Raw genomic sequence first — 13,215 nt, 5'->3', positions numbered from 1 at the left:
ATTCTGCCATTGAATTTCAACAAAAAAGGTCTTTAGTAAAAACTAAAGACCTTTTTTATAGGATTATAAATCGCTTATTTCTTTAAACCGATTTCTCTTAAACGTTCATCAAGGTACTCTCCTGCAGTCATATCTTCATATGCTTTAGGATGCGCCTCATCAATCGTAGATTCCAGACTGGTTAAATCCATATCAGAACGTGGATGTAAGAAGAAAGGAACAGAGAAACGGGAAGTTTTCATCAATTCACGGGGTGGATTCACCACTCTATGTGTTGTAGAACGCAACTTGTTGTTTGTTAAACGTTGCAGCATATCTCCAACATTCACTACGATATCGGTATGACCAGCTTTAATTGGCAACCATTCGTTACTGCGGGTAAGGACTTCTAATCCATCCGCACTTGCGCCAATCAGTAAAGTGATCAGGTTAATATCTTCATGGGCACCTGCACGCACTGCATCATCAGGTAAAGCATCCGGATTCTCGATCGGGAAATAATGAATTCCTCTTAAGATGGAATTACCGTTATGCACATGTTTATCAAAATAATCAATTGGCAAAGACAGATAAGTAGCAATGGCACGCAAAAGGTGTTTCCCATTGTTTTCTAAAGCCTGATAGATTTCCCTTGTCACTTCATTAAATTCCGGAAGTTCTTCCAACACCTCATTATCAGGATATTCAGCTTTGATCGGATCACCGTCTGTCACCTCCTGACCAATCTGCCAGAATTCTTTAAGGTCTGCTGTTTTAGCACCTTTAGCCGTTTCTTTTCCAGGACTGGTGTACCCACGTTGTCCGGCAAGTTCTGCTTTTTCGTATTTCTTTTTTTGTTCAGGGTTCAATCCGAAAACTGCCTGAATGTTTTTATAAAGCTTATCAATTAATTCCTGACTTACACCATGATTAGTGATGGTTACAAAACCAGAATCATTGAAGGCCCTGCCCAATTCGTCAGAGAACTTTTTACGCTGTGCCTCATCGCCATCGATGTAAGAGCCCAGGTCTAAACTTGGAATATAAGGTGTTGACATATTGATTTATTTATAGGTATTAACAGCATAAATTTAAGAAAGAATTGTTAATAAACCTTAAATACTAATACTTATCTTGCGTAACATTCTGCAAATAACTACTTTAAGTTATGCACATTTTTCCAGACAAAAAACCAAATTATCAGTCAAATGTAATTTAGGTTACGAAGGGTATGATAGAAAAACTATAAAGCCTACTCTTACGTAATTATATTTTGAAAAGTGTTTTTCAACTTGTCTTTACCATTATGAAGTACCTATCAATTATGATCTTAGTTCTCTTCTCAGCTTTATCAGCAACGGATGCTGATGCACAATCCAAAAAATTACAGAAAGCCACCTTTGGCATGGGCTGTTTCTGGTGTTCAGAAGCACTTTTCCAGCGGCTGGAGGGGGTAACCAGTGTCAGGTCTGGTTTTGAGGGTGGCGATGTCGCCAATCCTTCTTACGAAGAGGTATGTACCGGAACAACCGGACATGCAGAGGTGATTGAGGTGACTTATGATCCGCTTAAAATAAAGTATGACGAGCTTTTGGAGGTTTTCTGGAAAAGTCATGATCCAACCACCTTAAACCGTCAGGGTGCCGATGTAGGTACGCAATACCGTTCTGTTGTTTTTTACCATAGCGAAGAGCAGAAACAAATTGCAGAAAAATATAAAAAAGAGCTGAATGATACCAAAGCTTTTGGCAAACCAGTGGTTACCGCCATCAATAAGGCAGCACCATTTTATGTCGCAGACAGCTATCACCAGGATTATTTCAACAAAAACGGAAATCAGCCTTATTGCAGAATGGTGATTCTTCCAAAGCTGGAAAAGCTGGAAAAAGTCTTTAAAGCAAAGCTGAAACATTAAAACAACATACATTAACAATGAAAGCGGTTTGGATGACAAAATTCAAACCGCTTTTTTGTAAAACAAAACTTTCCTCAAACCGTTAGAACTAAAGCGTACAACTGTTCTGGGACTTTTATAACAGAAGGTTGTCATCAATATACACAAACCCATTACCCATGAAAAAACAAATTTTAACTCTCGCCGCAGCATCTGTATTATTATGGAGCTGCACCAATGAAACAAAAAAGACAACAATTGCAGACAGCACCGCAAAGACAGAAAAAGTAGACAGCACTGTAAAAACAGACAATCTGCCAATCGGCGATAATGCGCAGACTTCACTGGACTGGAACGGCACTTATAAAGGAATTCTTCCCTGTGCAGATTGCGAAGGAATCCAGACAGAACTTACCCTTAACCAGGACATGACCTTTGTCCTGAAAAGGAACTATATGGGCCGGGACACAAAATTCCCTGAAGATAAAGGCACATTTAAATGGGATAGCAGCGGTTCCAAAGTTGAACTCATTGGATTGAAAGAACAACCAAACATTTATTTTGTTGGAGAAAACAAACTGATTCAACTGGATATGGAAGGAAAAGAAATCACCGGGGCATTGGCAGACAAATACATTTTAAAGAAATAGGATCAATATGACAAGGGCCCCGTAAAACATCAATGTCTTACAGGGCCCTTCTTATTTAAGGTTTTGAATAATTCCGTTTTTACCTGCTTAAGATTTAGCAGCGTATTTCACTTCTTCATAAGGTTGTACCAATACCCATCCTTCACCCACAAATTCCAGTTGGAAAGACTCCCCACTACCACGTCCGATAAATGAACCGAAAGTCAGGTTTGTTTTAATTTTTGGGGTCAGGTTTTCAGACCATGCTACAGTGGCATTAGGATCTGTAAATACAGGCTGACCAGGAGTCACTTTTAATAAAATAGGCTCACCATGGGTCGTGATCGCAATATAACCTGAACCAGAAAGTTTCACCTGAAACAAACCTCCGGACATCATACCAGCCACACTTTTAAGCATTTTGATTTCGTTTTGGATGCTTTCTTCCAGGGCTAAAACATCATTACCATTCACAAAGATGGCTTCATTTTTCAGTTTAATGATCTTCACCTTTTTGCCTTCATCAGCCAGGTATAATTTACCCGTTCCGGTAGCATACATTAGTGAAGTCCCTTCTCCGGAAATTGCCTTCTTAAGTAAGCCTCCGAGTCCTTTGCTCATCATGCCTTCTCTTTTGAAATCAATATTACCTATATAAGCAACCATAGAGCCCGCTTTGGCCATTATCTTTTGATTCTTGAGATTTACCTCCAGTAAAGCCGGCTTTTCCAGTTCAAAGAAATCATTTTCATTCGGATCTTCAGCCGCTTCCAGAATAAATTCATTCAGCGTATATTCTCTTTTATTCATGTAAATTTTATTTATCTAAATCAATAAGTTGCATGAATATAGAAACTTAAAAGTTCATACTATTAAAAACTGCGTAAAAACGTAGGTTAAATTCACGTCAGCAGACAGCAATTATCTTTAGTATAGATTTTACTTATTTGGACGCAAGCCACTGAAACCGCGGCAAAAAACCTTTCATTAACTTATTCATATACTGGTTGGTTGAAGTTCTCAAAGTAGTTGTCATGTAATCAAAAATCGATTGAGCAGTTTCTTTTTCGATTTCAATTCGACCGATACCAATGTATGAATCCATTCCATACGTACCTGCTTCCAGATAATCCAATAAATACTTTTCCCAATCGCGTCTCAGGAGCTCTTGAGCATAAATGTGAATGTTTAAATAAATACTAAATGTTGCTTTGGAAGTTTTCGCGGTTTCTACAAAAAGGTCACGAACTAACTCAATACTAATTTTGTCAATCTGTGGAATCAAAAACTGGCAAAGTGCCATTCTAAACTCATAATTAGGATCTTGAAACTCATGCCCAAATTTCCCATTCCAATCATAACGGATTTTGCTAAAGTCAGTAGGCTTATAGTTGTTCGCAAAAATTTGCAATTCTTTATCAGTCATTTTCTTTCATGTAAACTGAAATGTGAAATAATTCCTCCCACAATGCCTGCATTGAAATGAAGCTACCTCTCTGAAACTTTCAGGATTACCAGATTCCCTGAAGTTATACCCTCCGCTTTTCTCTTTTATTTGTTTCTCCCAATAAATTACATTTTCGGTCATTCTATAAAGCTCTGCCTTATCTGTTGGATGTCCGGTAAACATAGTAATGTCGTTACAGCACAAAGGCCTGTCCACATATTGCATAAATAAGGGTACATCTGGTGTTTTTTGATATTTTTCTATCAAAATTTGCCTCATTGACTCTTGTTCTTCGATGCTCAGGCTTGAGGTTGCCAGATAATTTGTAATTGTCCTGATGTAGTCAAAATCACATGAATGTGTAAGTTTTTTTGTCAAAAGGCAATCCGTACAAACCGCATAAATGTCATCATCTATTTCTCCGTTTTCCAAATGAAGCTTGCCTTGATATCGATATAGATCAACCGCTGTTTGATCACAAACATGGCATTCGTCATAGTAATCATCTAATTTTTCCAGTGCATGATCTGCGATGAGTTCAAAAAGCTGTCCCATAATTATGTAGCTTACGATAACATTTTCAGGTTCCCCTCATAATCTTTATCAGCATCCAGACCAAAAAAAGAGAATATTTCCCGTTTAATTTCTATGTTCGCAGGATTTCTCAAATCACATTTGATGTCAAAGTAATCGCTATTCCAAAATGGAAGATTTGATTTTTCAGCAATACACTCCTTAAGGTATGTGGTATCAAAGCTAAAGCCAATCCCTTCGTTCCGATATGGATTTTCGATACCGCCACAAACGTCCTCATCCTCCTGGATCAGGTATTTATTAAATTCCGATTGAGCTGCTTCTTTGTAAATAAACCCGTATTGCAGGTAAATCGACTGATCACCGTGTGAGATACTTTTACTGTAGGAGATGAGCATATCATATTCTTCGGCTCTGAGGGCCTGGTGTCCAATGATCCTCTTCTCTCCATAATAAAAATGATTGTCCATCATTGCCGTTGAGGGCAATGCCAATGTTTGCGAAAGCTCATCCAGATCAACTTCATCCGTATGGCTAATTTTATGATATACCTTGACCAATAATGCTTTTCCCATCAAATTAGTCAGGCCATAATTCTTACCTTCCTTCAGCTTGTCTTTTTTTACCCTTTGAGCGATATCGATCAATATCCTTCCAAACCCCCAGGCTCTTCTACCTACTTTAAAGGTAAAAAAATCACCTTCTTTATATTGGCAGTGCTTACGTTCTGCGGTTTTGAAAGCATGAATCTCTTTCAGGTCGTCTTCTGTACTTTCAGCAACCCATTGCCGCAGCCATGACCTTAAATCATCCAGGCCTTTCCCTTCTCCTAAATTTTCCGAATAATATTCAGTTTGTGTCGTGTAGCTGGCAATAGTAAGGTAACCATCTCCCGAAAACCGGAAATAGATCCCCAATGGGCTAAAAGATTGCGTTGCCGTAAAGTTCAGTTTTTTTGGTTTTCCCTTCACTGTTTTTGGCAGCAGAATAGTCCTGTTCTCTGCAGTTTTTTCGTTCAGTTCCTGCTCAAAATAAGAGTTCCCGCTAACAGATATTTTCTTACGGATCGTATCTCCATCAAAATAGAGGTACATCTCATTAAGCGCTACCAGCTCCCAGTTTTTTTCAACCGGAATAAGCCCCAGATATTCCCTTTGTTCATTACTTAGTTCGAATTGTATTTCTTTCATAAATTATTTGCATCTGTCCAAAACCCTCTATGCTACTTTACCAAATCACGGCCTGTTAACTGTGCTTTCCATTGAACCGCAACTTCCTCTACATAGTCAGTAAAAGTCTCCACAGCATGAATAGTATGGAATGTATATTCAGGTTGTTTTTCCATAAAATCGACATTCGTAAAACAGTGGTCATGTGAGAATATCACTACTTTTTTAGTATTTATATCATACATGGTCATCCCTCCGTTTGCTTCTTCAACAAACGTCAGAAAACCTGAATAATCAATTTGTTCAAAGCCGCCCTCCTCACAAAGCATACTATAGTATTCATCCCAGCCACCAATCCCTTTGAAACATGCTGAACCGATAAACATAAAGTCCTGATTGTTACCAAGCCAGACTTCAGGTTGATTGAAGGATTCCTGAATGCCACCGATATTACACAGCATCAATTCATGCTCAGGGATTAATTCATTAGAAATATTCTCAGATTTTTCTACCTTATTTAACCAGCCACAAACCAGGTTATCCTTATTGTTCCATGCGAACAGCAAGTATTCCACCTCATCAATTTCAAGGGAGGTGGTTCTGGCTTTCTGGACTATTGAAGTCAGCACAGGAAAGGTTTCCTTAAATTCATCACTTAACCTAAGGTTGCTTGTCTCTTTAAAGACAACACTTGCATCCGGTTTAAAAAACCAGCTTTTTGCTTCCTTAAATGCTTTAAAATCGTTGTTCTCCTGCATAATGATTCTGATACGATGATCTTTTATACCCCCAACAATTTACCTTAACATCTTGTTTTTTGTAATTTCAATACTTTTTATTGAATTCACTGGAGCAATTTTAACAGATGGGTTGCCTTTGGAGAGGTAGAAATAATACACACTATTTGATCCAATCACCGCAATCTCTTCGGACTCTCCGGTATTATAGTTCAGTTTGTAATTATAACTCAGCTCATTGTTCTTTATTTTTTTAGAAACACCTATACCTTCGCCTAGTCCGATTCCAAGAAAGAGCGCCAGTAAAGCGAAAGAAAGAATTTTTACCGAGCCCATTAAAAAATGATTTTTCAACTCCTTGTCCGACAATTCTTCTTCTGTTTCCCTTAACTCAAACGCCTCTTCCACCCATTTTTTATGTCGACGTTTATACAACATCTTCGGTAAATAAAAATGAAATATAAACATCAAGACCGTCCCTCCAAGCAGTATTGGATTTGAGGTCAGTGTAGCTATGGGGCTAATTAATACATCCATAATTGAGGAATACTTCAGAATATTGATGCCCATCTGAAGAAAGAATACACTCTCCTTGATTATTCCCAATACAACCAGAAGCAGGTATCCCAAAGGGAGTAAATTTTGTATTTTTTCTACGGATTTCATTCTAAACAGGATCAGGTGAAACAACTAATTTCCTTTACGCGATTTTATTTCCGAATTAACCTGGCTAAGACCAATTATACCCGGAATAAGTGAAATTAAACCCGCAGGAATAACGGTGATCAGCACAAAGTTCCGGCTTTTAAAAACGAGGTAAAGAAGAATTGAAAATGCAATTACCATTACAATTCCCAAACCAATTGTAGCTCCTTGCAGCGTTTTTTTCTTTTTGTATAGCTCGTCTAATGTCAATTCAGATAGTTGATTCTTTTTCATAACGATTGGTTTATTCAGGCTCTTTTAGTTCTTATTCCTTTTAGCAGTTTCCGATCATTTGTTGATCAGTTTTAATGCTTTTTCAAGACTTTCATCTTTTTTTACTGTCGTCTGTTTCACGTAATTTCCCGGCACATACGCTTCTCTTGGTGTTCCATTAACATGAAACAGTCTGGCCGTCGACAACCGGTAACCAAAGCTTTGATGCTTAAAGGAGAAACCACTCATTTCTCCGGCAAGACGCTCCATTTCTGTTCCGACAATTTCCGCCCGTTGCATTCCTTCAAAGCCAATGGCGAGTCCTTCACCCATACTGCCTGTCCAGCGGCCAACCAAAACGACAACCGGTTTGATATACTGTTTACCTCTTGGATTTACATATTCCACCCAGCTTCTTTCCACTAAAGGATTGTTGCCGTATTTTTCTTTTTCCAAATGCCTTTGATAAGGTTTAGTTTCGGAAATGAACCTGCTCATGATTCCGCGGGCCACATAAGAATTCCCCCCATCCACGGTATTTCTCAGATCCAGAATTAAAGCCCTCGTGTCTGCTAAGCTATCCAACGATTTGTCAAATTCTGCAACCAGGTTATTGTTGCCCAAAGAATTATTGATGCTGATGATCCCTATTCCGTCCCTGCTTTCAACGGTCAATAACCTACTGTCCTTGTTTTTATAGCTGATTTTATCCAGGTCAAGATTAATGGTCTTTTGGTTGATCAATCGTAGGGTCAAAATTCTCGGTTGGTTATACCTTCCCGCTAAAAGTTTATTGGCAATCCATTCCCTCACTCTCGGTGATTTTTTGTTACTGCAATGTGTTGGAAATTCTTCGATAGCCTGATCAAAATCAACTCCGTTGACCTTTTTAATTTCGGCACCAAGTATATGATGTTCCAGCGCCTGTATTTGGGTTTGCCATACATCTGTGATGACAACCTTTTCGTTTTGAAAGCTGACATAAACTGGTGAAAAGAGACGGAATGAGGATTTTCTGTTGGTGTTTAAAATCAGGTGGCTATCATAAAACTCATCTAACAGGTATTCAAAAAAGAGTACCGTTTCTTCCTCAGTTTGTAGCTTTTCAATTTGCTTTGTGTAATAGGTCCTGATACAGTTCAAATCAACATTTTTCTCTTCCAGATAAACATATCTGTTTGATAGATCAGCCAGAATTTCGTTCAGATCTTCCTTGATTTTGGATTGATCCAATGGATTTTTCTGTCCATTTGCATACAAGAAGTTCAACAGCAACACCAGGATCAGAATCGGTTTATTCATTTAATTATTCTATCAGTCTTAAATTACGTTCTGATACCCAAATATTTCATGGATCACCGGTTAAGTCTCGTCTTGTTTTTCTACTTCAACCGAATCTTATACACGATAATTTATATTAGACAATCATTAACGATAAAATTAAAAAAAATACTGACAATACCGGCCTCAACAATATCGTTCTACGTTCTAGAATATAGAAGGATAACATTTTAAACAAATTCTAACTCTTCACCTGATTCCTTTAACCAGGTTTCCCGGGGAGGTGTTCCAATTTATTCTTCAGCACCTCATACTCCTTTTCCAGGGTTCGGAAAGCTTTGCTATCGACTGGATTCCCCCTGTTGCCCTGCATTTGCCCTAAATAATCAGCTTCAACAATAGAGAAACGCTGTTTTACTTCAGCATATTTCCTTTTCTCGCTGATCTGTTCCTCCGTTTCCGCTTCTCCATTCAGGTTACCTAAATACACACTGTCTGAAATTTCCTTGCCATCTGCGGCTCTGAAACAGATATAAGCTTCTATTGGCTCTTCCAGGAATCCATCGTGATCCAATTCAATAAAACAGGTTCCTGTATCTCTCCTGCTGGCATTAATGCGTGAAGTAGCTGTTCTCTTCAAAGGATGATAAAGCAAAATCATGACAATATCATCATAACGTCCCTTCGTGTTCCAACTGATCTGCACTCCTTTTTCTCTTTTTTCGAGTTTCAGGTCTGTAGCACCTGCTAAAGTACCATGACTCAGCTCCACTTTACTATAATCTACAGAAAGGTTAGGGTATTGCCCCTTTAAAGCCTTCTTTTTAATATAAGAAGTAGCCAGGTTATGCGCGTTTTTAACCGTTCCCCGGGCTTCCAGGTCAAAACTGACACTGATAAATTCTCTGATGGACGACACCATCTGCATCGTTACCGACATCTCCCGGCGATTGGCCTGCTGATTGATGCTTGGTTTACCCGGATCGCCTATCGTACGACAGATATGCTGTCCGTTTAGCATGTAAAAACCCAGGTTGTTTATTTTTCCGTTTAAGGACCCTAATGGTCCATTTGCTACTTTTGCCATATTTAATGTATTAATCATAAGGTGTAACATAAACCGGGAAGCCTGTTTTAAGATTAACAGCGACAGGAATTGGGAGACAGGCTGAAAATTAACATAAAGATTCAGCTCAAAAGACCGCGACCAAGAGCAAGACTGTAAATAAACAAGCTATTAGAAATAAATTGCAATCTTCGCAAGATATTTCAAACAAAATGAAACTATATCTGGAACATCGCCTATCAAGGTTAAAAATCTTAACTGCTATTTCATTTTTATTGATTTATGCATCCGGAGATAAATTCGGAATAATAATGGGTCTAATGCTACTCATATACCCCTTTTTATTAATTGACGGAGCAGGTAATATATTTAATTTAGACCTTCAACCCCTAGGAGTGATGTTTATAGACGCCTTTTTCATTTTTGCAACCTATTGGTCCGTATACTACCTCATCAGATCTGGAATCAAGGGCATAAATTCAGCCGTTAACAATAATTTTTGCATTCTGGATATTCTCATTCTTACAATTGATCCCATAAAAGTGCTGGTAACATCTTCAAATGCTATTTTTTCATTACTTACCATTATCATTTTCGGAGGTTTGGCAATTGCAACCATTGTTATAAGTTTAGGAAAACCTAAATTAAAAAAGCTTACAAACAAAAATGGGATTTGAAGCAAAAGTTCAAATCCCATTTCGGTATAGTCAGATAAAAGACAACTCATCTTTTTATCTGAATTAATATAAGATTAAGGGAACTTCACCCCTCTGTATTTCGTCACATCCACAATCGGGATCGAAGAACCATATTTTGAATTGATAGATCTGATAAATTCATTAGCTACGATGGAATAACCAAGCGGAGTCAGGTGAATGCCATCTAAAGAGAAGATATTACCAGTGATAAAAGCAGCACTTACCCTGATTCCATTTACATCTTTACCTGCACCATATTCTTTTAATAGTGCATAAGCATCCACTAAAGCCAAACCTTTGGCCGCAGCTACAGATTTGATCGTTGCATTGTAAGCGTTGGTATAATCGGCAACAATAGCCGCTTCATCTTTGTCTAATACCCATCTACTATCTACCGGATTTAAAGGATGTAAACCATAAGGAATTCCACCTGTAGGCACTCCCAATAACCCTGCGGAAAGAAAAGGAAGTACGAAATAATCCTGAGCTGTTGCCGGTCTGGTTGCTCCCGCACCTGTTTTGATATAAATATCTTTTACTGTTGGTGCTGACACCTGTACTGCAGCAAGCAATGAAGCTAAAGTAACCGTATTGAAGTAAGGCGTGCTCAATACATCAGGAATGGTAGCTACCACACCTTTAGCCTCTTTTTCCGTCAGTTTATTCACAGCAATATTGTATAAACCGCTAAACATTGCTTTTGGTGTCGGCTGATCATTAGGATTTGCACCTCCTGAACTTGCATAGCCCAGGATGTCGTTATTTCCTAACCACATACTAAAGAAGGTATAAGGTTTAGCCGTTACGAACTCCAGATATGGGGTGGTATTTCCTGGAGCATCAGTTGGCAACATCCTTTCATAGAAACCATTCAGATTACCGTATACACCTGCGGTAATGTGTGCTAGTTTAATCCCCGGAACGCCATAATTGTTAAGGTCTCCGGTATACTTTGTGAAAAGTGTTACCGCACCTGATCCCGGCCTTACCGCCAAACGGTCTTTTTGCTCAGCAAGCTGAGGCAAACCCTTTGCGTCAAATCCTTTCAACACCAAATGGCCTGAACCATCGGCTTCGCTATCTTTAAAAAACGGAGTAGCAAAAGCGCCGCCACCAACAGCTTTCATCTGTTCGGCAATCATTAGAGGATAAGAGTTCTGTTGTCCTTCAAGAAACAGTCCACCGTCTGCATATCCCGAAGTCAGTGAATTCCCTACGGCAATATATCTCGAAAAGTCTGCACTGCCTTTAGTTGGCGTGATGTCTTTGAGCTCTGGTTTGCAGGAAGCCATTCCAAGAATAGCAACCGCAAGAATACTTTTATATATAAAATTTGATTTCATTGTATTTTTTCTGAAAAGGTTAACTACCATTTATAAGAGAAGGAGATCCCCGGGATGTACGCAGCTGTTTTAAACTCACCGCTCAGGCCTGTTTCAATATTTGTTTCATTTCTGGCTTTCACATTTTCATATAAGAAAGACAAATCAATCAGGAACCTTTCAGATGCTTTAAATCCTAGACCTGCACTTAACAAAAGACGGTCAGCATCCGGAACTTCCGGTGTTACATATCCTTTTCCTACCGGAGTCATGGCATAAGCAATACCTGCACGAAGTGCCAATCTGTTGGTCGTCTGATTTTGGATCCCTACACGGAAGGCCGCAGCATCATGGTAATTTCTTGGTGATTTGGTATCAGGAATCCTGGCATTGTTGTCGTAATCGAAAGCCAGTTCTTTATATTTATTCCAGTGTACCCAGTTCACATCCACCGCAATAGTGGTTTTGTCTGAAGGATAGAAACCCAAACCAATGGAAGTTGTTGCCGGCAAAGGAAGCTCTGCATCAAATTTCGTTGGCATAGTTGCCCTCAACGCATCGGGTACATCAAAGATGGCATCACCACCTTTAACTTTTGCCGTGATTTGCGAACGGTGGGTAACTCCGATAGACACACCGGAAACCGTCTGCACATAAATACCTGCATTCCATCCGAAATCTTTTGCATCACCTTTTAGTTTTGCTGTTGAAATTTCTCCGTTAGGTTTAGTAATTGGAATGGCTCTTCGTAAATCAACTTTTCCCAAGGAATAAACCAGACCTCCACCGATACCGATATTATCTGTTATTTTTAAACTTAAGGTAGGCTGGATATAAATGGCCTGCAGGTCCAGGGAGGTCACCGTGAACTTACCTGTCCAGTCTTCTTTCCAGTGCATGGCACCACCAAATGGCGTATAGATACCAATACCAAACCTCAAACGGTTGGCTGGTGATCCGAATACCGCATAACCCATTACAGGTGTCGCGATTTTATCTTTGTTGTATTCCGTAATGTTGGAACCATTTTCACGGAAAGCGGTTTTTAGGTACAGCGGACTGATACCCGCCTGAACACCATTTTTCTTCAGGAAGGATACTGCTCCCGGATTAAAAAACACAGCGGCTTCATCCAGCGCAAGGCCTGTTCCGGCTCCACCCATGGCGGTTTGCTTTTGGCCCTGGAGGTTTACCTGGAAGGATTGGGAGTAGCCTAAAATAGGCAGACCCAGTAAGAAACTAAGGACGATTTTTTTCATATTTGGATAGTTATTAATTGATATTCGGTTAATCTTGGGGAAATAACTGATGTTGATCTTGCTCTTGATTAACAAATTTTATTTCATAGAGTTTTAGCAAAACAATTATGCTTGCATAACAATAAACGATTTTACGGAATAAAAAAAACTAATCCAAATGTTATTGCATACTTTTTGTCACAATCTAAATATCATCGAAAAGTAAAAAGCAAAAAACAATATGCAAGATATCAGTAACATACCTACATTTGCTAACAGTGTTATTTATTTAGTCGCTATATA

The 13,215-nt window shown here is 38.9% G+C and carries 15 protein-coding genes; 3 read left to right on the top strand and 12 right to left on the bottom strand.

Going from position 1 to position 13,215, the window contains the following annotated elements:
- Nucleotides 1–74: 74 nt before the first annotated feature.
- The gene (locus BUC20_RS16515) at nt 75–1,037 is read right to left on the bottom strand and encodes an isopenicillin N synthase family dioxygenase (protein WP_073232189.1); all 963 of its coding nucleotides are present in this window, start codon (nt 1,035–1,037) and stop codon (nt 75–77) included.
- A gap of 248 nt (nt 1,038–1,285) precedes the next feature.
- On the opposite strand from BUC20_RS16515, the gene msrA reads away from it, so the two are divergent.
- Both msrA and BUC20_RS16505 read left to right on the top strand, forming a co-directional pair.
- Nucleotides 1,286–1,894 (top strand): peptide-methionine (S)-S-oxide reductase MsrA, encoded by a 609-nt coding sequence (gene msrA, locus BUC20_RS16510; RefSeq protein WP_084528965.1) that lies wholly within the window; start codon nt 1,286–1,288, stop codon nt 1,892–1,894.
- A 158-nt stretch (nt 1,895–2,052) separates the two neighbouring features.
- Nucleotides 2,053–2,523, top strand: a complete 471-nt coding sequence (locus BUC20_RS16505) for a copper resistance protein NlpE (protein WP_073232187.1) — start codon at nt 2,053–2,055, stop codon at nt 2,521–2,523.
- An 87-nt stretch (nt 2,524–2,610) separates the two neighbouring features.
- On the opposite strand, the gene BUC20_RS16500 is transcribed toward BUC20_RS16505, so the two are convergent.
- From BUC20_RS16500 to BUC20_RS16460, 9 genes are all read right to left on the bottom strand, one after another.
- Entirely contained in the window at nt 2,611–3,312 is a 702-nt protein-coding gene (locus BUC20_RS16500) for an AIM24 family protein (RefSeq protein ID WP_073232186.1), read from the bottom strand.
- A gap of 133 nt (nt 3,313–3,445) precedes the next feature.
- The gene (locus BUC20_RS16495) at nt 3,446–3,928 is read right to left on the bottom strand and encodes a hypothetical protein (RefSeq protein WP_073232185.1); all 483 of its coding nucleotides are present in this window, start codon (nt 3,926–3,928) and stop codon (nt 3,446–3,448) included.
- A gap of 6 nt (nt 3,929–3,934) precedes the next feature.
- Entirely contained in the window at nt 3,935–4,504 is a 570-nt protein-coding gene (locus tag BUC20_RS16490) for a hypothetical protein (RefSeq protein ID WP_073232184.1), read from the bottom strand.
- Nucleotides 4,505–4,515: 11 nt separating this feature from the next.
- On the bottom strand, nt 4,516–5,673 hold the full coding sequence (locus BUC20_RS16485) for an immunity 26/phosphotriesterase HocA family protein (protein ID WP_073232183.1): 1,158 nt from the start codon (nt 5,671–5,673) through the stop codon (nt 4,516–4,518).
- 32 nt (nt 5,674–5,705) lie between these two features.
- Nucleotides 5,706–6,410 carry a hypothetical protein gene (locus tag BUC20_RS16480; protein WP_073232182.1) on the bottom strand — a complete coding sequence of 235 codons (705 nt, stop codon included), beginning with the start codon at nt 6,408–6,410 and terminating at the stop codon, nt 5,706–5,708.
- 39 nt (nt 6,411–6,449) lie between these two features.
- Nucleotides 6,450–7,055, bottom strand: a complete 606-nt coding sequence (locus BUC20_RS16475) for a hypothetical protein (RefSeq protein ID WP_073232181.1) — start codon at nt 7,053–7,055, stop codon at nt 6,450–6,452.
- 24 nt (nt 7,056–7,079) lie between these two features.
- Nucleotides 7,080–7,328 carry a hypothetical protein gene (locus BUC20_RS16470; RefSeq protein WP_073232180.1) on the bottom strand — a complete coding sequence of 83 codons (249 nt, stop codon included), beginning with the start codon at nt 7,326–7,328 and terminating at the stop codon, nt 7,080–7,082.
- 54 nt (nt 7,329–7,382) lie between these two features.
- Nucleotides 7,383–8,609 (bottom strand): S41 family peptidase, encoded by a 1,227-nt coding sequence (locus BUC20_RS16465; RefSeq protein ID WP_073232179.1) that lies wholly within the window; start codon nt 8,607–8,609, stop codon nt 7,383–7,385.
- 241 nt (nt 8,610–8,850) lie between these two features.
- Complete coding sequence (locus tag BUC20_RS16460) at nt 8,851–9,675, bottom strand: DUF6266 family protein (RefSeq protein WP_073232178.1); 825 nt, start codon at nt 9,673–9,675, stop codon at nt 8,851–8,853.
- 191 nt (nt 9,676–9,866) lie between these two features.
- On the opposite strand from BUC20_RS16460, the gene BUC20_RS16455 reads away from it, so the two are divergent.
- Complete coding sequence (locus tag BUC20_RS16455; RefSeq protein ID WP_073232177.1) at nt 9,867–10,331, top strand: hypothetical protein; 465 nt, start codon at nt 9,867–9,869, stop codon at nt 10,329–10,331.
- Between the two features lie 74 nt (nt 10,332–10,405).
- Here the strand turns inward: BUC20_RS16455 and BUC20_RS16450 are convergent, their stop codons facing one another.
- Nucleotides 10,406–11,695: an SGNH/GDSL hydrolase family protein gene (locus BUC20_RS16450; RefSeq protein ID WP_073232702.1), complete on the bottom strand. Its 1,290-nt coding sequence runs from the start codon at nt 11,693–11,695 to the stop codon at nt 10,406–10,408.
- Nucleotides 11,696–11,718: 23 nt separating this feature from the next.
- Entirely contained in the window at nt 11,719–12,933 is a 1,215-nt protein-coding gene (locus BUC20_RS16445) for an OmpP1/FadL family transporter (protein WP_073232703.1), read from the bottom strand.
- Nucleotides 12,934–13,215: the final 282 nt, after the last annotated feature.

The sequence above is a fragment of the Pedobacter caeni genome (assembly GCF_900129215.1).
In the GTDB taxonomy this organism is placed as follows: Bacteria; Bacteroidota; Bacteroidia; order Sphingobacteriales; family Sphingobacteriaceae; genus Pedobacter; species Pedobacter caeni.
Note: the sequence above shows the minus strand (reverse complement) of the source record. Positions and strands in the feature narration are given on the sequence as shown.

What these genes read in the sequence shown, in the direction of transcription:
- BUC20_RS16475 (WP_073232181.1), bottom strand. Translation starts at nt 7,055, where the DNA reads ATGAAATCCGTAGAAAAAATACAAAATTTACTCCCTTTGGGATACCTG.
- BUC20_RS16490 (WP_073232184.1), bottom strand. Translation starts at nt 4,504, where the DNA reads ATGGGACAGCTTTTTGAACTCATCGCAGATCATGCACTGGAAAAATTA.
- BUC20_RS16485 (WP_073232183.1), bottom strand. Translation starts at nt 5,673, where the DNA reads ATGAAAGAAATACAATTCGAACTAAGTAATGAACAAAGGGAATATCTG.
- BUC20_RS16450 (WP_073232702.1), bottom strand. Translation starts at nt 11,695, where the DNA reads ATGAAATCAAATTTTATATATAAAAGTATTCTTGCGGTTGCTATTCTT.
- BUC20_RS16460 (WP_073232178.1), bottom strand. Translation starts at nt 9,675, where the DNA reads ATGGCAAAAGTAGCAAATGGACCATTAGGGTCCTTAAACGGAAAAATA.
- BUC20_RS16480 (WP_073232182.1), bottom strand. Translation starts at nt 6,410, where the DNA reads ATGCAGGAGAACAACGATTTTAAAGCATTTAAGGAAGCAAAAAGCTGG.
- BUC20_RS16495 (WP_073232185.1), bottom strand. Translation starts at nt 3,928, where the DNA reads ATGACTGATAAAGAATTGCAAATTTTTGCGAACAACTATAAGCCTACT.
- BUC20_RS16515 (WP_073232189.1), bottom strand. Translation starts at nt 1,037, where the DNA reads ATGTCAACACCTTATATTCCAAGTTTAGACCTGGGCTCTTACATCGAT.
- BUC20_RS16445 (WP_073232703.1), bottom strand. Translation starts at nt 12,933, where the DNA reads ATGAAAAAAATCGTCCTTAGTTTCTTACTGGGTCTGCCTATTTTAGGC.
- BUC20_RS16500 (WP_073232186.1), bottom strand. Translation starts at nt 3,312, where the DNA reads ATGAATAAAAGAGAATATACGCTGAATGAATTTATTCTGGAAGCGGCT.
- BUC20_RS16470 (WP_073232180.1), bottom strand. Translation starts at nt 7,328, where the DNA reads ATGAAAAAGAATCAACTATCTGAATTGACATTAGACGAGCTATACAAA.
- BUC20_RS16465 (WP_073232179.1), bottom strand. Translation starts at nt 8,609, where the DNA reads ATGAATAAACCGATTCTGATCCTGGTGTTGCTGTTGAACTTCTTGTAT.
- msrA (WP_084528965.1), top strand. Translation starts at nt 1,286, where the DNA reads ATGAAGTACCTATCAATTATGATCTTAGTTCTCTTCTCAGCTTTATCA.
- BUC20_RS16505 (WP_073232187.1), top strand. Translation starts at nt 2,053, where the DNA reads ATGAAAAAACAAATTTTAACTCTCGCCGCAGCATCTGTATTATTATGG.
- BUC20_RS16455 (WP_073232177.1), top strand. Translation starts at nt 9,867, where the DNA reads ATGAAACTATATCTGGAACATCGCCTATCAAGGTTAAAAATCTTAACT.